At 49.9% G+C, this 21,951-nt stretch carries 21 protein-coding genes, 1 tRNA gene and 3 rRNA genes; 10 read left to right on the forward strand and 15 right to left on the reverse strand.

The window, feature by feature from the left end:
* Positions 1-28: 28 nt before the first annotated feature.
* The 6 genes from APU11_RS11440 to APU11_RS11465 all read right to left on the reverse strand — a co-directional run bounded on the left by APU11_RS11440 (position 29) and on the right by APU11_RS11465 (position 4,104).
* Positions 29-1,090: a hypothetical protein gene (locus APU11_RS11440; RefSeq protein ID WP_032672061.1), complete on the reverse strand. Its 1,062-nt coding sequence runs from the start codon at positions 1,088-1,090 to the stop codon at positions 29-31.
* 140 nt (positions 1,091-1,230) lie between these two features.
* Entirely contained in the window at positions 1,231-1,491 is a 261-nt protein-coding gene (locus tag APU11_RS11445; protein ID WP_060578489.1) for a hypothetical protein, read from the reverse strand.
* A gap of 275 nt (positions 1,492-1,766) precedes the next feature.
* Positions 1,767-3,536, reverse strand: a complete 1,770-nt coding sequence (locus APU11_RS11450; RefSeq protein WP_032672063.1) for a primase-like DNA-binding domain-containing protein — start codon at positions 3,534-3,536, stop codon at positions 1,767-1,769.
* Positions 3,520-3,732: a hypothetical protein gene (locus tag APU11_RS11455; protein ID WP_060578491.1), complete on the reverse strand. Its 213-nt coding sequence runs from the start codon at positions 3,730-3,732 to the stop codon at positions 3,520-3,522. Before APU11_RS11455 ends, APU11_RS11450 begins: the two co-directional genes overlap by 17 nt.
* Complete coding sequence (locus APU11_RS11460; RefSeq protein WP_032672065.1) at positions 3,729-3,923, reverse strand: hypothetical protein; 195 nt, start codon at positions 3,921-3,923, stop codon at positions 3,729-3,731. Before APU11_RS11460 ends, APU11_RS11455 begins: the two co-directional genes overlap by 4 nt.
* Entirely contained in the window at positions 3,916-4,104 is a 189-nt protein-coding gene (locus tag APU11_RS11465; protein ID WP_032660562.1) for a host cell division inhibitor Icd-like protein, read from the reverse strand. Before APU11_RS11465 ends, APU11_RS11460 begins: the two co-directional genes overlap by 8 nt.
* A gap of 139 nt (positions 4,105-4,243) precedes the next feature.
* Here APU11_RS11465 and APU11_RS11470 point away from each other — a divergent pair, with 139 nt between their 5' ends.
* Positions 4,244-4,435 carry a toxin-antitoxin system HicB family antitoxin gene (locus APU11_RS11470; protein WP_032661928.1) on the forward strand — a complete coding sequence of 64 codons (192 nt, stop codon included), beginning with the start codon at positions 4,244-4,246 and terminating at the stop codon, positions 4,433-4,435.
* 562 nt (positions 4,436-4,997) lie between these two features.
* Here the strand turns inward: APU11_RS11470 and APU11_RS11475 are convergent.
* The 4 genes from APU11_RS11475 to APU11_RS11495 form a co-directional block, all read right to left on the reverse strand.
* Positions 4,998-5,708, reverse strand: a complete 711-nt coding sequence (locus APU11_RS11475) for a hypothetical protein (protein ID WP_060578497.1) — start codon at positions 5,706-5,708, stop codon at positions 4,998-5,000.
* Positions 5,709-5,728: 20 nt separating this feature from the next.
* Positions 5,729-6,013 (reverse strand): AlpA family phage regulatory protein, encoded by a 285-nt coding sequence (locus APU11_RS11480; RefSeq protein WP_048210781.1) that lies wholly within the window; start codon positions 6,011-6,013, stop codon positions 5,729-5,731.
* A 103-nt stretch (positions 6,014-6,116) separates the two neighbouring features.
* On the reverse strand, positions 6,117-6,905 hold the full coding sequence (locus tag APU11_RS28855; RefSeq protein WP_219725311.1) for a DUF6387 family protein: 789 nt from the start codon (positions 6,903-6,905) through the stop codon (positions 6,117-6,119).
* Complete coding sequence (locus APU11_RS11495) at positions 6,902-8,125, reverse strand: site-specific integrase (protein WP_060578500.1); 1,224 nt, start codon at positions 8,123-8,125, stop codon at positions 6,902-6,904. The genes APU11_RS28855 and APU11_RS11495 overlap by 4 nt, the downstream gene beginning before the upstream one ends.
* A gap of 365 nt (positions 8,126-8,490) precedes the next feature.
* On the opposite strand from APU11_RS11495, the gene APU11_RS11500 reads away from it, so the two are divergent.
* On the forward strand, positions 8,491-8,655 hold the full coding sequence (locus tag APU11_RS11500; RefSeq protein ID WP_013098997.1) for a DUF2556 family protein: 165 nt from the start codon (positions 8,491-8,493) through the stop codon (positions 8,653-8,655).
* Between the two features lie 139 nt (positions 8,656-8,794).
* The gene (locus APU11_RS11505; RefSeq protein WP_038420719.1) at positions 8,795-10,876 is read left to right on the forward strand and encodes a bifunctional diguanylate cyclase/phosphodiesterase; all 2,082 of its coding nucleotides are present in this window, start codon (positions 8,795-8,797) and stop codon (positions 10,874-10,876) included.
* Here the strand turns inward: APU11_RS11505 and envR are convergent.
* Entirely contained in the window at positions 10,792-11,511 is a 720-nt protein-coding gene (envR, locus tag APU11_RS26790) for an acrEF/envCD operon transcriptional regulator (RefSeq protein WP_045293529.1), read from the reverse strand. The two genes, APU11_RS11505 and envR, sit on opposite strands and share 85 nt — an antisense overlap.
* A gap of 386 nt (positions 11,512-11,897) precedes the next feature.
* Between envR and APU11_RS11510 the strand changes: the two genes are divergently transcribed.
* The 7 genes from APU11_RS11510 to APU11_RS11540 all read left to right on the forward strand — a co-directional run bounded on the left by APU11_RS11510 (position 11,898) and on the right by APU11_RS11540 (position 21,301).
* Entirely contained in the window at positions 11,898-13,037 is a 1,140-nt protein-coding gene (locus APU11_RS11510) for an efflux RND transporter periplasmic adaptor subunit (protein ID WP_013098999.1), read from the forward strand.
* 11 nt (positions 13,038-13,048) lie between these two features.
* On the forward strand, positions 13,049-16,162 hold the full coding sequence (locus APU11_RS11515; RefSeq protein WP_058651436.1) for an efflux RND transporter permease subunit: 3,114 nt from the start codon (positions 13,049-13,051) through the stop codon (positions 16,160-16,162).
* Between the two features lie 293 nt (positions 16,163-16,455).
* On the forward strand, positions 16,456-16,677 hold the full coding sequence (locus APU11_RS11520) for a lipoprotein (protein ID WP_013099001.1): 222 nt from the start codon (positions 16,456-16,458) through the stop codon (positions 16,675-16,677).
* Between the two features lie 470 nt (positions 16,678-17,147).
* Positions 17,148-18,173 (forward strand): amino acid ABC transporter substrate-binding protein, encoded by a 1,026-nt coding sequence (locus tag APU11_RS11525; protein WP_013099002.1) that lies wholly within the window; start codon positions 17,148-17,150, stop codon positions 18,171-18,173.
* Between the two features lie 67 nt (positions 18,174-18,240).
* Positions 18,241-19,422: an amino acid ABC transporter permease gene (locus APU11_RS11530; RefSeq protein WP_038420721.1), complete on the forward strand. Its 1,182-nt coding sequence runs from the start codon at positions 18,241-18,243 to the stop codon at positions 19,420-19,422.
* A 9-nt stretch (positions 19,423-19,431) separates the two neighbouring features.
* Positions 19,432-20,535 carry an amino acid ABC transporter permease gene (locus APU11_RS11535; protein WP_058651437.1) on the forward strand — a complete coding sequence of 368 codons (1,104 nt, stop codon included), beginning with the start codon at positions 19,432-19,434 and terminating at the stop codon, positions 20,533-20,535.
* A 7-nt stretch (positions 20,536-20,542) separates the two neighbouring features.
* Positions 20,543-21,301, forward strand: coding sequence for an amino acid ABC transporter ATP-binding protein (locus tag APU11_RS11540; protein WP_013099005.1), 759 nt, complete (start codon positions 20,543-20,545; stop codon positions 21,299-21,301).
* A gap of 106 nt (positions 21,302-21,407) precedes the next feature.
* On the opposite strand, the gene rrf (APU11_RS11545) is transcribed toward APU11_RS11540, so the two are convergent.
* The 4 genes from rrf (APU11_RS11545) to APU11_RS11560 form a co-directional block, all read right to left on the reverse strand.
* Positions 21,408-21,523, reverse strand: a 5S ribosomal RNA gene (gene rrf / locus APU11_RS11545).
* 43 nt (positions 21,524-21,566) lie between these two features.
* Positions 21,567-21,642 (reverse strand) — tRNA-Thr (locus tag APU11_RS11550).
* A gap of 14 nt (positions 21,643-21,656) precedes the next feature.
* Positions 21,657-21,772: ribosomal RNA gene (gene rrf, locus APU11_RS11555) — 5S ribosomal RNA — on the reverse strand.
* 64 nt (positions 21,773-21,836) lie between these two features.
* Positions 21,837-21,951: ribosomal RNA gene (locus APU11_RS11560) — 23S ribosomal RNA — on the reverse strand; the annotation flags it as partial.

Here is a 21,951-nt window from a genome sequence, read left to right on the forward strand (position 1 = left end):
GAATATAAATGTACTTAACACCTTCATATTACCCCCTATTGTCTATTTCTCCATTAAGTATGTTTGCAGACAACCATTTAAACATTTTAAGATATAAGTCATCTTCTGACAACAAACCTTCATGAACTTGGACATTTAGAGAATCAGAAAGTTTCAGTTCTTTACCCGTTATAATTCCACCATTTTTGAGCTCTACCCTAACGCTATCATTATCAAGATCTCGCAAGGAGCTGGCGATAGTATCCAGTACGAACTGACCGCTGCCTGTGGTAGTTCGATTATAGCTTATCTCAAGTTTAACATTAAGATTCGCTTCATCCAGTGAATCGTCGAGATCTAATTTACTAGCCCAACCATCGCCCAGAACTGTATCAAGAATTTTAGTTCCTATTCCAGCAGGCTTAAATTGTACTGTTTTAGATTCGAGACGCTGAATTTCTCTTTTTGCCGCTTCTTTATCTCTTTTGGGATTGAGTTGTAATTGTTCACTTTCTATAGGAGAACGCCCTAACACCACACTCTTAACCGGGGATTCCTCTAATTTTTTCACTATAGAGTTTGCAGGCTTGTCCTTAAAAATTATGGAAGTAACGCCTGTTGTAGATAATGTATTATTGGCAAACAGGTTATTTACATGCTGCTCAAACTCTTTTGTTCTCAATGCGGCAGACTGGACAATTAAGACATGATTCTTATAAACCCCAAAATAAAGAATAGATTCTACAAACTCTTTTTCCGTCCCTTTATCGCCTTTACGCTTCTTAAGCGATGCGGTTGTTATAGGATCTATTTTATAAGCTTGGGCATTATCTTCCATCGTTATAGTTGCTTGGGTTTTACCAGGTTCGAAGAGTAAAAACTGCCCGAAGAAAATACTTTCGTAATGCTGGCTTTTATTAATGAGGTGAAATCCAGCAGACGGATCATTAGGGTCTATTTGCTCTTTTCTGCTAGATGCTAATTCATAAGCACCGCCTTCACCCAAGGCTTCCTCTAAAATAGATTGCAGATATTGCTTTGAACCACCAATCACCGCCCTTTTATAATGAACAGTTCTTCTTTTGTATGTTGTAGGTTCTTGTGTAGTCATCTAAGATCCTTAATTTCTTTCAATAGAATGCTAATAATTCAACATGAATTTAAATTGTAAATCCCAGCCCTTAAGATAACTCAAGAACAACATAAATCAATCATCAAAGCACAGAACAACACTGCATATGCTTAAGGCTGCTATTTCCCACTCATCCATTCTGGAGGGGCAGGCAATAGAGCCCGGTATCCTTCTAGATGCTCCAGCAAGGCATCCAGCTGTTCTGTATTCGTAACGAGTCGTTCTCCGGAAAGCGTGTGCATCACAAAACCGTGTGGGTCATCCCAAAAGAACGCTTCCTCTTCAAGGGCTTTACGGTAATCGGCAGTGTGCATTGTATCAAGACTGGTTAAACCAAACTTTTCCAGGTGTTCCCTGCGTTCCTCATTAGTGATTGGCATGTAGCCCCTCCTTTAAAATTTAAAAATATGCGTTTAAGTGTTCACCTGTTCACCTTTGCATTTTTTCTATTTAAATTCATTCGGTTACAGGGTGAAGACTATTATTTTAAGTATTCACTAGTGTTCACCCTAACCCTTCACCTTTTAAAAGAAAAGATCTTTAAAGGTGAACAGGTGAATACTTGGTGAACACTTCATAAAAAAGTGTTCACCCATTAACATATTGTTATTTAATGATTTTTGCACATGGTGAACAGTGGTGAACACTTTTCCCATTACTTTTGATTTTCTCCGCTGTTATGAGATGTATCATTCCACATAGGCATCCAGTCTTCTGAGTCGTCGTGAAGCGTGACGTTTGACCTTATGCCATGTTTTGTTTTGCGCTTCTGATACTCCTTACCGTATTCAGCCATTGCGCCTGGCATATCCGTACCGAACCTCATCAGCGACACCGGCTTGCTCAGACCATTGGCCCGCATGTAAGCCAGATAAGCGTGATACAGATAACGGCGCGGGCTGAATGGCACGATCTCGGCATTGCCAATCAGCATTCCATCACAAACCACCGAAGCCATCAGGTAGCCGCAAAAGTCCACCAGTGAATCCCCTTCACGTTTGATGGCCAGCGCTTCTTCTGATTTCTGCTGCTCATGCAAAAGCTGTTTGGCTTCGTCCTGCCTGGAAAAGCGAGTGAGCAGGTGGCGAATGATTACAGCCAGCTCACCTTCAATCTTCTCGGCCAGCATAGGATCGCGTTCGTTTTCCGGTACCACTTCGGAGAAGTTGAAAATCACCCGCCGTCTGGAAATCCCCCCGCTTCTGTCGCTGAACGACATGGCATTGTTATTGACGGCAAGCACCACCGCAGGAATACGGGTTGAATATGGTGCTTTGTGTTTTGGGTCGATAGCCACCTTATCCCCGCCAGTGATAGCTTTAATCCCTGCTCCGTCGCCAGCGTACCGGGTCATATCCGGCATGATAATCAGCGAATATCCCACTACCAGTGCCCTTTCCCTTGGGTTCTCCAGCGCCGCCATGCTCGCCGATACGGTGTTGGCCTTGCCCGCCAGCATCGTGCAGATCTCCGCCATAACACTTTTACCACTTCCGCCCGGCCCCGTTACCTCAAGAAACAGCTGCCAGTCGTACCGGTTCGCCAGCACCATAAACAGCGCAGACAGTACGCGGTCTGCTTTTCGGTCATTATCCGCCACAGAGCGGCGGAGCCATTTCCAGAAGTTCGGCGCATGGGTTGCCAGAGTCTCTCCTTCTGCTGGTTCGCTGAATGGCAATTCGCTCGCAACGATAAGCCAGTCCTTTTTATCATGCGGTCGAAATTGGCCTAACCGGGTATCAAAAACCCCGTTGCTGAAACCAATAAGATTTCGGGCTGTATTACCCATCACTGGCAGACCCAGCTTCATTGTATCGACAGCGGATTTAATCGCGTTCTGCGAATAGGCTACTTCGGCATCAATAAAAATTTGCGCCATTTCCCGCTGTAGCTCTTTATCCGAAAGCGGAACCCACACCACGCCGTTGTAATGATGAACCGTGTCGGAATCAGCATGGATCGCCAGATTGCCATCGTAATGAGCAAGCAGAACCTCCCCGCGCTGGCTGGCTCCCATCTGGTTAAGCGCTGGCGTAGCACTACCCCTCGTAGTCACCATTAGTGGCTCGTCTTCCAGGCGTTTCATTAATGGCGTCCAGTCCTCTTTCTCACCTTTTTCGTTGATAAACTCAGCATTGGTAACGCCAGCCTCACACAGCTTATTTGCAATCATGCTGATTTGGTTTTGCTCGATAAGTCCGGCCTGACAGACACGGGCAAACCGACGGCCTTTATCAACAATGCGCAGGTGGGGCAATTCCGCCAGTTGGGTGTGATCCAGAACCACAGGCGGAACATCGTCTCCATGCTCGCCCTTCCCTTTCTGGTAATCCTGAGCGGCTTTCCATGCTCCCGTTCCAGCAAAGATGATGGCCTCCTCCATTTTGTCGCGCGGGAGGGTTTTCACATTAGGCGCGTTTTTCACTGTAAGCCTCCTGCGCTTTCTGCAGACGATCTTTTGACTCATGAACCAAGCTGAAAATGGCGGCCACACAGTTAGATTCGTGTTCATCACCTTCGCCGAGGGAGTTCATCCAGATTTCCAGCATAGCCAGAGCCTGATTGCTGTATGCCAGTGCGTCTTCGGCGTGCATCAGGACTTCAAAAGGAACCTGTCTCATTTTGTCTCTCCCATGTGCAGCTCGGCGACTAATGCCCGGTGGATTTCCTGATTAAAATCACAGGCAATAGAAATCAGATTCAGCAGCGTTTCTGAACATTCACCAGAGGCTTTTTCCAGGATGGTTTCGTAAAGTGATGAAGCCAGCGCTGATTTATATTCGGCCTGCTCCAGACAGATTGGATCACGCATGGCGCACCTCCACAGGCAGACGGCCAGCGAATACCATCACGCAGCCAGCCGGTGATTGCTCACGGGCTTCGCGCTCAGTGGTAGCGGTGATGTGAATGACGTTGCGCCCGATGGCGCTCAGTGCAAGAAAACGCCAGATGTAGGACTTCCGCCCTTGCGGGTGTGTGATATGATCTTTCATAGCTTCCTCGATACGTAACTTATCGGTGGAGGTCAGACGCCCTGGCACTGTTCCCGCAGTCCGGGGCGTTGTCTTTTGCATGTTCGTCGTGATAACGTACGTACATAACAAAATCCATGCTATAAGGTTACGTACGTACATGTCAACTATCAAACGAGATAAAACACCAAAAGGAGAAGGGCTGTCGCCTACTTTCCAGATCCGAATCACTCCAGAATTACGGCAGCAGCTTAATGATGCCGCAGAACGTGAGGGCGTTAGTCTCGGTAATTGGTTGAAAGAACTGGCCCGCGCGGAATTGCGCCGACAGGGCATCGAGCCAAAAGGCTGAACAGGGTTACTCCCCGTAATGCTGTGGACTGCCCCTCTTAAAAAGGGTCTGTTTTGCGCATATCTTTTGGCTGCTTGGTTAACCTCGTGACTTTGAGGTACTACCCTCTCGTAAGCCAAATCTGGATTACGGTACAAAACTGTACGTTGTTGATTTCCCTCGTAGAGCAAAAATGTGCTGCCATTGCAGCTCTCTACGTTATTCGTCGGAACCTCTGAACCTAAGCAGTGTTGATGTTCAAGCGAACCCGAATACTGTTCGTGCTTGTTGCTCGCCAATTCTCGCGTTTCGCGATAATTACGCAAATTCAGTAAGTTGAGTATGTTCTGAGCAAGACGTGAATTCCCGTCTTGATTTTTTTTCAATGGGTTGCAATGTCCGTACGTTAAACGTACGCGGTTGTTTAAACTCGGCATATCACCGAGCTTGATTTGCGCGTGCGAATTTCGTCGGCTCAAATTCTGCGCAACCATGATTGAGTTATGCAAATAGCACGCGGCTAACTCAAAAGGACTTGAGCGCCCCCAAACGGGGGAGCGCAAAATTTTAGGCATAAGACGCATCAGCGAATCTCCAACACTGGCGATGAAGTGATCAGGCTGGCGAACGCATCCATACGGCGGGCAACTTCACGCACCGCATCGCCTGGACTCATGCCATTACGCACCGCCTCATTAAAGGCCGCCTGTTCGATTTTCTGCATCACCACCAACAGCCCCAATTGCTGTTCGTCTGCGGTACCGCGCTCACCATCAGACAAACCAGCCACGCGGTTTTCAGCGCGGGCCAGATTGATGTAATGGTGCCGTTGTGCGCCCAGGGCTTTTAATCCGTCGCGGCTTTCGTGGTAGCCAGGCAGGTACTCACGGCGGATAGGTTCTGCGGCGCGGCGCTTAGTGAATGCCTTCGTAACATCCAGCTTGAACTGGTTAATACGTTCAGGATCACGCCCTCGGGTGATACGCAGCAGATAGTCGAGCTGCGGCTCATTCAGCAGATAACTAATCTCAGGACGCCCACGCTTTCGGCCGGATTTTCCCGATTTCAAATCGGTTAATTCCTTGAGTGACTGACGAGGCAGTGATCCCAGCTCGCGCAATCTGCTCTGGTGCGATTTAATCGTCGCGCTTAGGCTTTCATGTTGTATTCCGGCTCGCTCTGAAATAAGGCGGGAATCTATACGCGGCTCCGATTTGTGATTAATTAAAATATCGCTCTGGCTGGCTTCAGGGTGAGCGAATCCCTGCCCGTTGAGGGCATTAATTTTTTTCATCTCTGATTACCTGTGGTTAATTAAGCAGATTTGCGGCTGTATGGGTTATTGACGTTCTCTACTGCAGGCGGATTACGAACCCACCAGAGCACATCAGAAAGAAGCCAGGCACAGCTATTGCGGCCGAAGTGGCAGCGTGGCGGGAAACGCCCCTGCTGCTCCATTTTCCAACGGCTGGAACGGGAAAGGCTGGTGATCTCGCTACATTCTTCTTCACGGATCCGACGGTCGAACTTAAAGCCGTACTCTTCTAAAAGGGTGCGGCGCTGCTCAGGATTTGGCGGGGTAAAGGTGATATTTTGCATGTTGCCTCCACTGTTTCTACGTTTTGTGGAGGCTATTATTTGCTATTAAAAAGCATGGTTCACTATTAGATAATTTTTAATTATTTCTATATGGATTTCCCGATTAAAATGAATCCATAGCTTTGCGCTTTAATATTTCTATAGAAAAATCTGCGGAAAAATTTCTAATGAACGGTTTGATCGTTTGAGCGATACCAATGGCGTCATACTCTGCATTAGGAAACAGGGCTAAAGATAAAACTCTGTTAGTGATTGTTGCATTGTTAATTTTAGCCCACTCCATAAGGTCTAACATTGGCAATATCTTGTAATCGAATATTTTCTTTTTGATTACACTCCAGCTATTACTTAACTTACAACTATTTTCACTTTTCCTTTCAAGATCCATTCGCCATATTGGCAACAATGCAGCCAAATCGCTTAATAAAATTTCATCAGGCCAAGACAAATCTAAAGTAATGTGCATTTGATCATTATCGCTTATGGTCTTACTTACAGACCTTTTTTGTCCACGCAATGAGCGATTAATTTTATTTTCATCAATATAATGAGAGGCTTTCTTAGACAACTGCATCACATCAATTAATCTTAAAGGCTCAACACCTCCGACGGCATCCATTTGCCATTCAGAATATTTTTTTCTTTTTATTTTCTCTGCAAATAATTTTCCGCTCAGCGGCCGAATTGGGTTACTAAATCTTTCTTCCATAAATGAAGCGAACTCATTTCTTGCTCCGGGATAGGTATCAAGCCATTCAAAATCATCATTAGCAACTTCCATTCTCATAGCTAACTGATTAATTAAATCAAGATCACTCAGCCCATTGATAGAATTGTAATTGTCCAATGAAAACCATTTCGGCAAATCGGTCATTTTATTTATCTTTTTCATTTCTCACCAGCCTTTAAAATAACAATATTCGAGTGATTACCCGCCAAAATATCGAGACGGTCATACCATTTATTCAGCGCATCCAGTTTCTCAGGCAAGTACAGACTACGGTTGTAAATCGCCATGACGCCCGGCATTGAGTGCCCCAACAACTGTTCGACAACGTGTGGTGCTATACCCATATTATTCATATGCGTTGCTAAAGTTCGTCTTAGATCGTGCAGTGTCCATGGTTCAGAATGCCCCAGCTTTTTATAAACGCCGCGGCCCCACTGACTTACCGCTTCACTGCCTTTAACCGACCCAAGCAAAAGGCCGGATCGTTTCGTTTCATCATGCAGTATTTCAATGAATTTGCGCATGGCATCCGGCACAGGTCTTACAATCTTCTCGCCGCCCTTGCTGTGCTCTTTGGGAACTGTCCAGACCCAGGCATCCATATCCCATTCACTCCACTCTGATAGCCTGGCCTCCTGCGTTCGGCACCCAAACACCATTAGGATTGTCAGTAGCCTGGTGTAGTAAGGCATGAAGCAAGTGCCAGAGGAAATGGCAGCCCATAAATCGCCAGCCTCTTTATCGTTTAATACCCGGTCTTTTTTTGCCTGTTTTTTACCGACATCTGGAATTGTTAAATCTTCAAGCGCGGTACTCACAGCATAGCGACGAACCCGGCAGAATTTCAGGGCTTGTTTGCACATCTGGAACACATAACCTGCGGCGACTGGAGTTTTCTTTTTCATCCTGTCAAAGCAGTCAAGCCAGTATCGTGTTTCACAGTCAGCGAGCGCCATTTTCCCTATATAAGGATAAATGTGTTTTCGCAGCTCCGCTTTGTGCCGTTCAACATTCGCGCGGTTCTCTTCTGCATATTCGCGTATCCAGTATTCTATAGCTTCCTTAACAGTGACCGGTTTAAGCGTTTCCTGAGTGGTCAGCGCCAACTGGTGCTTTGGATCTTTACCTGAGGCCAGCCATTGGCGGCATTTATCACGCGAAGAACGGGCTTCTTTGAGGCTCATATCCGGGTATCGTCCCAGAGTAAGACGATGCAGCTTCTGCCCGTCGAGTCGGTAAGTAAACACCCAGCTAATACCACCAGCTTTCGTTACCTTGGCGCTCAGCCCGGCACCATCAGCATAGAACTCAATCTTACTGGCCGGGATACCATGTAATCCCTTTAACTTCCTGTCGCTCAGTTTGTTAAGTTCGCCAGCCATAGACCACCCAGCCCAAAGTGTTTATACAAATGTTTATACAGAATTGCTTGCATAATAGCATAAACAAAGAAAAACACTGGAACAATATACAGGCATGAATTTATACAACACATTGATTATTATATGAATATTATAATCATCTAAAAGCATGAAAACAGCTAATATGACAGTACGGCATGAACTAATTTCGGTTAGCGAAATGCTTGTTTAAAAAGGCGCTACCTGGCATGGGGATGCGCCTTTTTTATTGCTCCACATCTGCCACCGTCAACGCTTTGTAAACCTTCGCTTTCCCCACTTTTCAACCGCCGCTTTTCGTGTATATTTCCACCACCTTACTGGCTCTCTTCTTCCGGAATGTCATAATGATTCGTAAATACTGGTGGCTGGTTGTCTTTGCTGTCTCCGTTTTTCTCTTTGATGCGCTGCTGATGCAGTGGATTGAACTGATGAGCACCGAAACCGATAAGTGTCGCAATATGGATTCCGTGAACCCGCTTAAACTCGTCAATTGTTCAGAGCTGGACTGAGCCGCCAACGTCGTCAAAAACCCCGAAATCACTTAATAAAAACGGGGATTTAAATCCCTTTGAGTCATTACCTTACGATGATAATGTCTCGCCCTTCACCACCGCCCTTGCGTAACCTCACACTCGAGTTGAACCGATCATGCTGGTTAGCCAATACAACCATATCCTTGTCGTCCTCTCCTTTGTTGTCGCTATCCTTGCTGCCTATACCGCGCTGAATATGGCCGCGCGTGTGGCGGGAAGTCAGGGCGTGGCAGCGCGCATCTGGCTGGCCGGTGGCGGTGTTGCAATGGGTATTGGCGTATGGGCGATGCATTTTATCGGCATGCTGGCGATGGATCTCTCCATGAGCATGAGCTACAACGCCACCCTGACGGGGTTATCGATGGTTATCGCCGTGGGTTCATCCTTGTTTGCGCTGTGGCTTGTCAGCTGCGAGCAGCTGCGTTTGCGCCGTCTGCTGCCCGGTGCACTAGTCATGGGAACCGGTATTGTGGCCATGCATTACACCGGCATGGCGGCCCTGGAGGTTACGCCCGGTATTATCTGGGATAAAACATGGGTGGCGATATCAGTCGCTATTGCGCTTGCTGCGTCGCTCGCCGCACTGTGGCTGACGTTCCGCCTGCGTCATGAGGCCGCTCAGGTCGCGCTGATGCGCATGGGTGCCGCAATCACGATGGGGATTGCGATTGCCGGAATGCATTATGCGGGGATGAAAGCCGCACAGTTTCCAGTGTCGACCATGGCTCACCATGAGGGGATTAACGGCAGCTGGCTGGCCGTGCTGGTGAGCGTTGTCGCACTGGCCATCCTTGGTATCACCCTGCTGGTGTCGATGCTGGATGCGCGCCTGCAGGCTCGTACCTCTCTCCTCGCCTCGTCTCTGGCGGAAGCAAACCGGGAGCTGGCCCAGCTGGCGCTACAGGATACGCTGACGCGCCTGCCCAATCGTATCCTGCTGGAAGATCGACTCGATCAGGCCATCAACAAAGCAGACCGTGAAGGCACGCATTTCGCATTGATGTTTATGGATCTCGACGGCTTTAAAACCGTCAATGACGCCTACGGGCATGATGTCGGCGATAAACTGCTGGTTGCCGTTACGCAACGCCTGCTGCTCCCTCTGAAAGGCCAGTTCACCCTTGCACGTATTGGCGGTGATGAATTTGTTCTGCTGGCAGAAGTTGGGGGGCCGGACGATGCAGCCTCCCTTGCCAATGCCCTGGTGCGCACTATCGATAGTCCATTCAATGTGGATCCGTATGAGCTGGTGGTGACCCTCAGTATTGGCATTGCGCTTTATCCTCACGATGGCAAAACCGATCGCGAGCTGATGTTTAACGCCGATGCGGCGATGTACCACACCAAGCATATGGGCCGTAACGGTTATCACTTTTTCCAGCCCTCCATGAACACGCTGGCGCAAACCCATCTGCAGCTGATGAACGATCTGTGGCTGGCCATCGATCGTAATGAGCTACAGCTGCATTATCAGCCCAAATTCCATGCGCCGGCAGGCCCCGTACTCGGGTTTGAGGCACTCCTGCGCTGGCAACACCCGAAGCTGGGATTGCTGACGCCAGACCTGTTCCTGCCGCTGGCGGAAAAAACGGGACAGATCATTCCCATTGGCAACTGGGTTATCAACGAAGCCTGCCGCCAGTTGCGGGAATGGCACCTTAAAGGGCATCAAAACTGGTCAATGGCGGTGAACCTGTCGACACTTCAGTTTGAACAACCTTCGCTGGTGAGTACGGTGCTTGATTGTCTGACACGTCACCAGGTGCCGCCGGAAATGCTGATCCTTGAAGTGACGGAAACCACTGCGATGAGTAACCCGGATGAGAGCGTGCGGGTGCTGACAGAGCTGACGAATGCGGGTGTGAAAGCCTCTATTGATGACTTTGGTACCGGCTACTCGAGCCTGCTGTATCTTAAACGCTTACCCGCCTGTGAATTGAAAATCGACAGGGCGTTTGTAAAAGAGCTCAGTGGAGAAAGCGAAGATGCGACCATTGTCTCCGCGATTGTCGCCCTGGCGAAAACGCTGAATCTGAAAGTGGTGGCTGAAGGGGTGGAAACCGAAGCACAGCAAGCCTTTTTGACGGAACTGGGCTGTAATACCCTTCAGGGCTATTTGTTAGGAAAGCCTGTCAGTGCGCAGACCATTGAAACGCTTTGCGAGCAGGGAGAGATCTTGCCCGACACCGAGTCGTAAGCTTCTTCACGTGGCGACACTCGTACCACCGGGAGTGTCGCCAGAATGTTATCGACCAGAGCAGGTGCCTGTTGATAGAGGTTGAAGCTGTCGTTATTCATTAACCAGTTTTTAATTATTCCGCTAAAAAATCCGTGGAACACTATCAGCGTTAAATCCACATTGACCTGCGAAGAAATGATGTTTCGTGAAATACAGCGCTCCAGTGTCGCACGTAGAAAATCATTGTTGAAACCAATACGTTTCCTGATTTCATACTCGGAAACCATATCACTGGTGAATTCACACTTATGATACAAAATCTGTAACAGCGCGCACTGGCGAGGCTCATGCGCAATATATTGCAACGCAGTGATAAATTGCTCACGAAGCATTAACAAGGGATCATCTTTTTCGGAAAGAGAAAGTCTGTCGCGAATGAGATCGCGAAGCGGCAATTGCTGTTCCCAGATAGCATTAAATATCTCTGTTTTACTGGTGAAATGCCAATAGACGGCCCCACGCGTCACCTTTGCCGCATCGGCGATATCCGTCAGCGTTGTGTTGGTTACGCCACGTGTCGCAAACTGCCCGATAGCCGCTTCAATCAGCTGTTGACGGGTTTGTTGAGCCTCTGCTTTCTTTTTACGCGCCATGGACGATTACTCGTTACTCACAAGAATTAAGCTGTTTAGTAGGGTTTTGTAATCGGAAGTATTCATGAAAGACAAGGTGAATTCTGCACAAAAAAAGTCAATTCGCTTTATTTATAACTGAGGTAAATACATACCAATAATTAAATTCACAAAACAGATGGATGCCCTCTATGAAACATCACTCTCCTGATTACTTTTGTTAAAGTATATTGCTGTAAACGCAAAGCCTTCTTCTGATTTTCTTTCCTGCCGCATTTATCCGCACTTATAAATTAAAAAACATTAAATACCCTCATTATTATACGCAGCTACATTTTTTGTTTTTGTCCCCTGCCCTGTCACCGATCCACGGAAATATCGGTTAATGGGTATTTAAAGGAACAGTAATGACGAATCATTTCAGACGCTTGCCCTTAACCGGTTTTATTGTCTGCGCCGCACTGCTTGCCGGATGCGATGGACAGGAAAATCAGCAACATCAACCGCAGCCGCCTCAGGTGAGTGTACACATTGTCAAAAGTGCCCCCCTCACTGTGACAACAGAGCTGCCGGGCAGAACAGATGCGTTTCGCGTTGCGGAAGTGCGTCCTCAGGTTAGCGGCATTATCCTGCGTCGCAATTTCACCGAAGGCAGCGATGTCAAAGCTGGTCAGTCACTTTATCAGATCGATCCCGCCAGCTATCAGGCGGCGTATGACAGCGCAAAAGGAGAGCTGGCGAAAGCCCAGGCGGCAGCCAATATTGCGCACCTGACGGTGAAACGTTATCTCCCGCTGGTGGGCACACAGTATGTCAGTAAGCAGGAGTACGACCAGGCCGTTGCAACGGCTCAGCAGGCGGATGCCAGCGTCGTTGCTGCAAAAGCAGGAGTTGAAAGCGCACGCATCAACCTTGCCTATACCAAAGTCACCTCTCCCGTCGATGGTCGCATTGGTAAATCCAGCGTGACCGAGGGAGCACTCGTCACCAACGGCCAGGCAAACGCCCTGGCAACGGTACAGCAACTGGATCCGATGTATGTCGATGTCACCCAGTCCAGCAATGATTTTATGCGTCTGAAGCAGACAAGCCTGCAAAAAGGGGAGACCACCAGCACCGTCGAGCTGTTGATGGAGAATGGTCAGCCCTATCCGCTAAAAGGCACGCTGCAGTTTTCTGATGTGACGGTTGATGAAAGCACTGGCTCCATCACTCTGCGGGCGATTTTCCCGAATCCGCAACACCTGCTGTTACCGGGAATGTTTGTACGCGCCCGCATTAATGAGGGTACGCAGCCGAATGCGATTCTGATCCCACAGCAAGGCGTCACCCGCACGCCGCGTGGGGATGCAACCGTCCTGATTGTTAACGACAAAAACCAGGTTGAGTCACGCACCGTCGTTGCCTCTCAGGCCATTGGCGATCGCTGGCTGGTCACAGAGGGGCTGAAAAACGGTGACCGCGTGATTGTCAGTGGGTTACAAAAAGCCAAACCTGGGGCTACCGTCGTCGCCACACCCGATACCTCTACGACTCCAGCCGGTTAAGGAACGACGTCATGGCTAATTTCTTTATCCAGAGGCCGGTTTTCGCCTGGGTACTCGCCATCATTTTGATGATTGCAGGTGGGCTGGCGATCCTCAAACTGCCCGTCGCGCAGTATCCGACTATCGCCCCACCCGCGGTTGCTATAACCGCAACCTACCCTGGCGCAGATGCGCAGACGGTGCAGGATACCGTGACGCAGGTTATCGAACAGAATATGAACGGCATCGATAACCTGATGTATATGTCATCCACCAGCGATTCTGCAGGTAATGTCACCATCACCCTGACCTTTGAGTCTGGTACAGACCCGGATATCGCCCAGGTTCAGGTTCAGAATAAACTTCAGCTCGCCATGCCGCTGCTGCCGCAGGAAGTGCAGCAACAAGGGATCGGCGTTGAGAAGTCCAGCAGCAGCTTCCTGCTGGTGGCTGGCTTTGTTTCAGACAATAAAAGCCTCTCGCAGGATGACATTTCCGACTACGTCGCCTCGAATGTGAAAGATGCCATTAGTCGAACCACAGGGGTGGGTGATGTTCAGCTGTTTGGTGCCCAGTATGCAATGCGCATCTGGCTCGACAGTAACGCGATGAATAAATACCAGCTGACGCCGCTGGACATTATTAATCAACTGAAAACCCAGAATGACCAGATAGCGGCAGGCCAGCTAGGCGGAACGCCGTCCGTGCCGGGCCAGCAATTGAACGCCTCGATCATTGCGCAAACCCGCCTGAAATCACCGGAAGAGTTTGGCCGCGTGACGCTGAAGGTGAACCAGGACGGCTCGATGGTGCACCTGAAGGATGTCGCACGCATTGAACTGGGCGGTGAAAACTACAATATGGTGACCAAAATCAACGGGCAGGCCGCAACCGGCCTGGGGATTAAGCTGGCGACCGGTGCAAATGCGCTGGATACGGCGGCGGCCATCAAGAGCAAGCTGGCGCAACTGCAGCAATTCTTCCCACAGGGTCTGAAGGTGGTTTATCCGTACGACACCACGCCGTTTGTGAAGATCTCTATTCACGAAGTGGTAAAAACCCTGTTTGAAGCGATCATTCTCGTCTTCCTGGTGATGTATCTGTTCCTGCAAAACCTGCGCGCGACGCTTATCCCCACTATCGCGGTGCCGGTTGTTTTGCTGGGTACCTTCGCGGTGCTGGCGGCGTTCGGGTTCTCCATCAATACCCTGACGATGTTCGGGATGGTGCTGGCAATAGGCTTGCTGGTTGATGATGCCATCGTGGTCGTTGAGAACGTCGAACGCGTGATGGTAGAAGACAAACTGCCGCCGAAAGAGGCGACGCAGAAGTCGATGGAACAGATTCAGGGCGCACTGGTGGGTATAGCCATGGTGCTGTCGGCGGTCTTTATCCCGATGGCATTTTTCGGTGGCTCGACCGGGGCCATCTATCGCCAGTTTTCACTGACCATCGTTTCGGCAATGGCACTCTCCGTGTTGGTCGCCCTGATCCTGACCCCCGCGCTGTGCGCAACCCTGCTTAAACCGGTATCCGGCGATCACCACGAAAAGAAAGGCGGTTTCTTTGGCTGGTTTAATGCGCTTTTTGACCGCAGCGTGGAGCACTACAGCAACAGCGTGAGCGGCATTTTACGCAAGACCGGACGCTACCTGGTGGTGTACATCATCATTGTGGGTGGTATGGCGGTGCTATTCCTGCGCTTGCCCACCTCCTTCCTGCCCGAAGAGGACCAGGGGGTATTTATGACGATGGTGCAACTTCCGGCCGGTGCGACCCAGACGCGTACACAGCAGGTCCTCGATCAGGTCCAGAACTATTATCTGAAAAACGAGAAGGCCAATGTTGAATCTGTCTTTACCGTTAATGGCTTTAGTTTTAGCGGCCAGGGCCAGAACGCCGGGATTGCCTTTATCAGCCTGAAGCCCTGGGAAGCACGACCGGGGGCGGAAAATAGCGTTGAGGCGATTGTTGGCCGCGCGACAAAAGCCTTCAGTCAGATAAAAGATGGGCTCGTATTTCCATTTAACCTGCCTGCAATTATCGAACTGGGAACCGCAACGGGTTTCGACTTCGAACTGATTGATCAGGCAAACCTGGGGCATACCTCGCTGACGCAGGCGCGGAACGAGCTGCTCGGAATGGTGAAATCGCACCCTGACATGCTGGTGCGCGTGCGGCCAAATGGTCTGGAAGATACCCCGCAGTTTAAACTGGATGTCGACCAGGAGAAGGCTCAGGCGCTGGGCATCAGTCTTTCTGACGTCAACCAGACCATCTCGACGGCCCTGGGTGGAACTTATGTAAATGACTTTATCGATCATGGCCGCGTGAAAAAGGTCTATGTCCAGGCCGATGCGCGCTTCCGTATGCTGCCTGGTGACATCAGCAACCTGTATGTACGCAGCGCAAATGGTGAGATGGTACCTTTCTCCGCCTTTAGCACCTCGCACTGGGTGTACGGTTCACCTCGCCTGGAGCGCTATAACGGGATGCCATCCATGGAGATCATCGGTGAGTCCGCCCCCGGTAAAAGTACCGGTGAGGCCATGGCGCTGATGGAAAGTCTTGCTGCAAAACTGCCTTCCGGCATCGGGTATGACTGGACAGGAATGTCTTATCAGGAGCGACTTTCCGGAAATCAGGCGCCTGCGTTGTACGCTATTTCACTGATTGTGGTGTTTCTGTGTCTGGCTGCTCTTTACGAAAGCTGGTCCATTCCCTTCTCAGTGATGCTGGTGGTCCCGCTGGGAGTCATTGGGGCGCTGTTTGCAGCAGCGTTACGTGGTTTGAACAATGACGTCTATTTCCAGGTGGGTTTGCTGACAACGATTGGTTTGTCGGCTAAAAACGCCATTCTGATCGTTGAGTTTGCCAAAGATCTGATGGAAAAAGAGGGTAAAGGCATCATTGAAGCCACGCTGGAAGCATCGAGAATGCGCCTTCGACCGATCCTGATGACCTCGCTCGCCTTTATTCTTGGCGTCATGCCGCTGGTGATCAGCCATGGCGCCGGGAGCGGTGCGCAAAATGCGGTCGGGACAGGGGTCATGGGGGGCATGCTTTCCGCAACGCTTCTGGCTATCTTCTTCGTGCCCGTTTTCTTTGTGGTCGTCCGGCGACGCTTTACGCGCCATAAAGAGTAATGAATACCTGAAAGGCACCTCTGGTGCCTTTTTTATTTTAAGATAAACAGTGTATTAAGATCGCAGTGTTAAAAAGAGTCAGTTTGCATTAAGTAAGAACGCCACGTTGTTACTCCATAATTTCTCCATTAATTCGTTCTGACGAAACACTTTTCTCCACGATGTTTACAAACAACATAATTTGAGATTATTCCTCGTGTAACGTGGGCTTATCCCGGTGGTAAAATAACCTCCAGTTCGTTAATAGCCCTCCTGGCTTTATAGCGGACGCGAAATAATACTGAGGTAACATCATGAAAAGATTCATTTCCGTTGCACTACTCGCTGCGCTGCTGGCTGGATGCGCGCACGACTCTCCATGTGTACCGGTATACGACGATCAGGGCCGACTGGTTCATACCAATACCTGTATGAAAGGTACCACTCAGGATAACTGGGAAACAGCAGGTGCTATCGCTGGTGGTGCTGCCGCGGTGGCGGGGTTGACGCTGGGTATTGTTGCCCTGACCCGATAACATCTGTTCAGAAAGCGCGGCTCTGGCCGCGCTTTTGCTTTGAATGAGTGCAGTAATATCAAATCAGTAAAAAGACCCGTATTTATTCACACCATTAATTTTAGCCAGAAGCCTGTCACCTCTTTTTCACTTCCCCTTTTAATTTTGTATTCAGTTTTGATGATTTTCACCCATTCATATTATTGAATACCCGGCCAATATTCACTCCGGAAACTATCTCTTCTTTTTCTCTGACCCTCCTTAAAAGTTTTGCTCCGATTTGTGGCACAGGTTGTAATTTCGCACCGTTTCGGGGCGCTCCTTTTATTTAAGCCTGTCTACACTCAGCATTAAGCGTTCACTTATCGCTTATTTCATCGAGCGCGAAACCTGGCATTACGTTTGCTATATAAACGTCGGCCAACGCCACAGATGGGTAAAAGTGTTTAAAACACCTAAATAACGATAAATTTAGCCACACAGGATGCATTATGAAAAAGACGATGATAGCCAGCCTGGCCGCTGCGGGTATGTTGTTTGCTGTTGCGGGTCAGGCCCATGCGGGCACAACGCTGGATGCCGTGAAAAAGAAAGGTTTTGTTCAGTGCGGTATCAGCGACGGTTTGCCTGGCTTCTCTTATGCCGATGCTAACGGCAAATTTACCGGTATCGATGTTGACGTCTGCCGGGGCGTCGCCGCTGCCGTTTTCGGTGATGACAGCAAAGTAAAATATACCCCACTGACGGCCAAAGAACGTTTCACCGCGCTGCAGTCCGGCGAAGTGGACATGCTCTCCCGTAATACCACCTGGACCTCCTCCCGCGATGCAGGCATGGGGATGTCATTCACCGGTGTCACCTATTATGACGGCATCGGTTTCCTGACCCACAATAAAGCGGGTCTGAAAAGCGCCAAAGAGCTGGACGGTGCAACCGTATGTATTCAGGCCGGTACCGATACCGAGCTTAACGTCGCCGATTATTTCAAAGCGAATAATATGAAGTACACCCCGGTGACATTCGATCGCTCTGATGAATCAGCCAAAGCGCTGGAATCTGGCCGTTGCGATACGCTGGCGTCTGACCAGTCACAGCTCTACGCGCTGCGTATTAAGCTGAGCAACCCGGCAGAGTGGATCGTCCTGCCTGAAGTGATCTCCAAAGAGCCTCTTGGACCCGTCGTTCGCCGTGGCGACGAAGATTGGTTCTCTATCGTTCGCTGGACCCTGTTCGCCATGTTAAATGCAGAAGAGATGGGCATCAGTTCGAAAAACGTCGATGAGAAAGCCGCCAAACCCTCTACCCCGGATATGGCACACCTGCTGGGCACAGAAGGCGATTTTGGCAAGGATCTGAAGCTGGATAACAAGTGGGCGTACCACATCATTAAACAGGTGGGCAACTACGCTGAGATCTTTGAGCGCAACGTGGGATCGGAAAGCCCGCTGAAGATCAAACGCGGCCAGAACAATCTCTGGAATAACGGCGGTATTCAGTACGCACCGCCAGTACGTTAAGTCTTTGCTGTAACGGGCACTGTGAACGCAGTGCCCACTCCAGAGTCATGGTTACCGAGGTTTCTTTATGTTCCATCGCCGCTCCCCCGTAAAAGGATCGCTATCCTTTTCTCATCCCGCGGTCCGCGCCTGGCTATTCCAGATTATTGCCATTCTTGCGGTTGTTCTTATCGCCATTTATTTAATTCATAACACGGTTACCAACCTGAATAATCGCGGTATTACCTCCGGCTTTGCTTTTCTGGATCGCAGTGCGGGTTTTGGCATTGTTCAGCATCTTATTGACTATCAGGAAGGCGATACCTACGGCCGCGTGTTCCTCGTCGGTTTACTCAATACACTGCTGGTCTCCGCACTGTGTATTGTTTTCGCCTCCATACTGGGCTTTTTTATTGGCCTCGCTCGCCTGTCAGATAACTGGCTGCTGCGAAAGCTGTCCACCATTTACATTGAGACGTTCCGTAATATCCCGCCGCTGCTGCAGATTTTTTTCTGGTATTTCGCCGTGCTGCGTAACCTTCCGGGGCCACGTCAGGCTGTCGATGCCTTCGATCTGTTTTTCCTGAGCAACCGTGGGCTCTATATTCCTTCTCCTGAACTCGCAGAAGGGATATATGCTTTTATCACCGCGATTATCATCGCGCTCGCCCTCTCTGCCGGGCTATTTCGCTATAACCGCAAACATCAGATAAAAACCGGGCAGCTTCGCAAAACATGGCCAATTGCGGCGCTTTTGATTATCGGCCTGCCGCTACTGACACACTGGCTTTTTGGTGCCGCGTTACACTGGGATGTCCCACATTTGCGGGGCTTTAACTTCCAGGGCGGGATGGTGTTAATTCCTGAACTGGCGGCCCTGACCCTGGCCCTTTCCATTTATACGTCTGCGTTTATCGCCGAAATCATTCGGGCGGGGATCCAGGCAGTCCCGCATGGACAGCACGAGGCAGCACGCTCTCTGGGGTTACCTCATACGGTAACGCTTCGACAGGTCATTATTCCACAGGCGTTACGTGTCATCATTCCGCCCCTGACCAGCCAGTACCTCAATATTGTCAAAAACTCGTCGCTGGCCGCCGCAATTGGCTACCCGGATATGGTGTCACTGTTCGCCGGCACCGTGCTTAACCAGACAGGACAGGCCATTGAAACTATTGCCATCACTATGTCCGTCTATCTGATTATCAGCCTGGCGATCTCGTTGCTGATGAACCTGTATAACCGCCGTATCGCACTGGTCGAGCGCTAAGGAACTATGATGACAAAAGCGATACTGTCGCACTCTTCGCGTCCTGCCAACCCGACAGGTGGACGTTTTATTCTCTGGGCGCGTAAGAATCTGTTCTCCAGCTGGGGTAACTGTCTGCTGACAATAATTTGTCTGTGGCTGATGTGGGAGTTGATCCCGCCACTCATTAACTGGGCTTTCTTGCAGGCTAACTGGGTCGGTTCAACCCGGGCAGATTGTACAAAAGCTGGCGCTTGCTGGGTGTTTATCCACGAGCGTTTTGGTCAGTTCATGTATGGATTGTATCCGCACGAACAACGCTGGCGAATTAATCTGGCGCTGGTTATTGGGCTGCTCTCCATCGCCGTGATGTTCTGGAAAAGGCTGCCGCAACGCGGACGGTACATCGCCTGCTGGGCGGTGGTGTATCCGATTGTTGTGTGGGTGCTGTTGTACGGTGGTTTCCTGGGGCTGGAACGCGTGGAAACCCGACAGTGGGGCGGCCTAACGCTGACGCTGATTATTGCTTCTGTTGGGATCGCTGGCGCACTGCCGTGGGGCATTTTACTGGCGCTTGGCCGTCGCTCAAAAATGCCCGTTGTCCGTGTGCTCTCGGTTATTTTCATTGAGTTCTGGCGCGGTGTACCGCTTATTACCGTCCTTTTTATGTCTTCGGTCATGCTGCCATTATTTATGGCAGAAGGCACGACGATAGACAAACTGATCCGTGCCCTGGTAGGAGTCATTCTGTTCCAGTCAGCCTACGTTGCGGAGGTGGTGCGTGGCGGTCTGCAGGCATTGCCTAAAGGGCAGTATGAGGCTGCGGAATCACTGGCGCTCGGTTACTGGAAAACACAGGGGCTGGTGATACTTCCGCAGGCACTCAAGCTGGTTATCCCCGGGCTGGTGAACACGATCATCGCCCTCTTCAAAGATACCAGCCTCGTGATCATTATCGGATTGTTCGATCTCTTTAGCAGCGTGCAACAGGCAACGGTTGACCCTGTCTGGCTTGGCATGTCCACCGAAGGATATGTCTTTGCTGCTCTGATCTACTGGATCTTTTGTTTTAGCATGTCGCGCTATAGCCAGCATCTGGAAAAGCGCTTTAACACCGGGCGTACACCGCACTGAGGAAATTATGAGCCAAATAACTATGACACCCGCCGACGCGATGATTACGCTGGAAAACGTAAATAAATGGTACGGACAATTTCACGTCCTGAAAGATATCAATCTTAAGGTCAAGCAGGGCGAACGCATTGTCCTTTGCGGCCCTTCCGGGTCCGGGAAATCGACAACCATTCGCTGCATCAATCACCTTGAGGAGCATCAGCAGGGGCGTATTGTTGTAGATGGTATCGAACTGAATGAAGACATTCGCAACATCGAACGCGTGCGTCAGGAAGTCGGGATGGTGTTTCAGCACTTTAACCTGTTCCCCCATCTGACGGTGCTGCAGAACTGTACGCTTGCGCCGATTTGGGTGCGCAAAATGCCAAAAAAGGAAGCTGAAGCGTTAGCGATGCACTATCTGGAACGTGTACGTATTGCTGAACACGCCAATAAATTTCCAGGCCAGATATCGGGTGGCCAGCAGCAGCGTGTGGCTATCGCCCGTTCACTGTGCATGAAGCCCAAAATTATGCTGTTTGATGAGCCAACTTCAGCGCTGGATCCTGAAATGGTGAAAGAAGTTCTGGATACCATGATTGGGCTGGCGCAATCTGGAATGACTATGCTGTGCGTGACTCACGAAATGGGGTTCGCCAGAACCGTGGCTGACCGGGTGATCTTTATGGATCGCGGAGAGATTGTTGAACAGGCGCCACCGGATGAGTTCTTTGCGCATCCGAAGTCAGAACGCACGCAAGCATTCCTGTCACAGGTGATTCACTAGTCGTTTGTTATGCCGGGTGGCGGCTTCGCCGTACCCGGCCTACGCTATGTGCAGTGTAGAAATGCAAAAAGGCCATCCTTTCGGATGGCCTTTTCACTTGTTTGATGTCTGGCAGTTCCCTACTCTCACATGGGGAGACCCCACACTACCATCGGCGCTACGGCGTTTCACTTCTGAGTTCGGCATGGGGTCAGGTGGGACCACCGCGCTAAAGCCGCCAGACAAATTCTTTTACTTCTTGCCGAACTTTAACCTAAGTATAAAGTGGTGCTGATACCCAGAGTCGAACTGGGGACCTCACCCTTACCAAGGGTGCGCTCTACCAACTGAGCCATATCAGCACACTAAATTTGATGCCTGGCAGTTCCCTACTCTCACATGGGGAGACCCCACACTACCATCGGCGCTACGGCGTTTCACTTCTGAGTTCGGCATGGGGTCAGGTGGGACCACCGCGCTAAAGCCGCCAGGCAAATTCTGTTAATCTGTATCAGGCTGAAATTCTGTCTCTTCGCCAAAACATCTTCGGCGTTGTAAGGTTAAGCCTCACGGTTCATTAGTATCGGTTAGCTCAACGCATCGCTGCGCTTACACACCCGACCTATCAACGTCGTCGTCTTCAACGTTCCTTCAGGACTCTCAAGGAGTCA

Origin of the sequence: Enterobacter sp. 50793107 (assembly GCF_001463365.1) — a bacterium.
Lineage (GTDB): Bacteria > Pseudomonadota > Gammaproteobacteria > Enterobacterales > Enterobacteriaceae > Enterobacter > Enterobacter cloacae.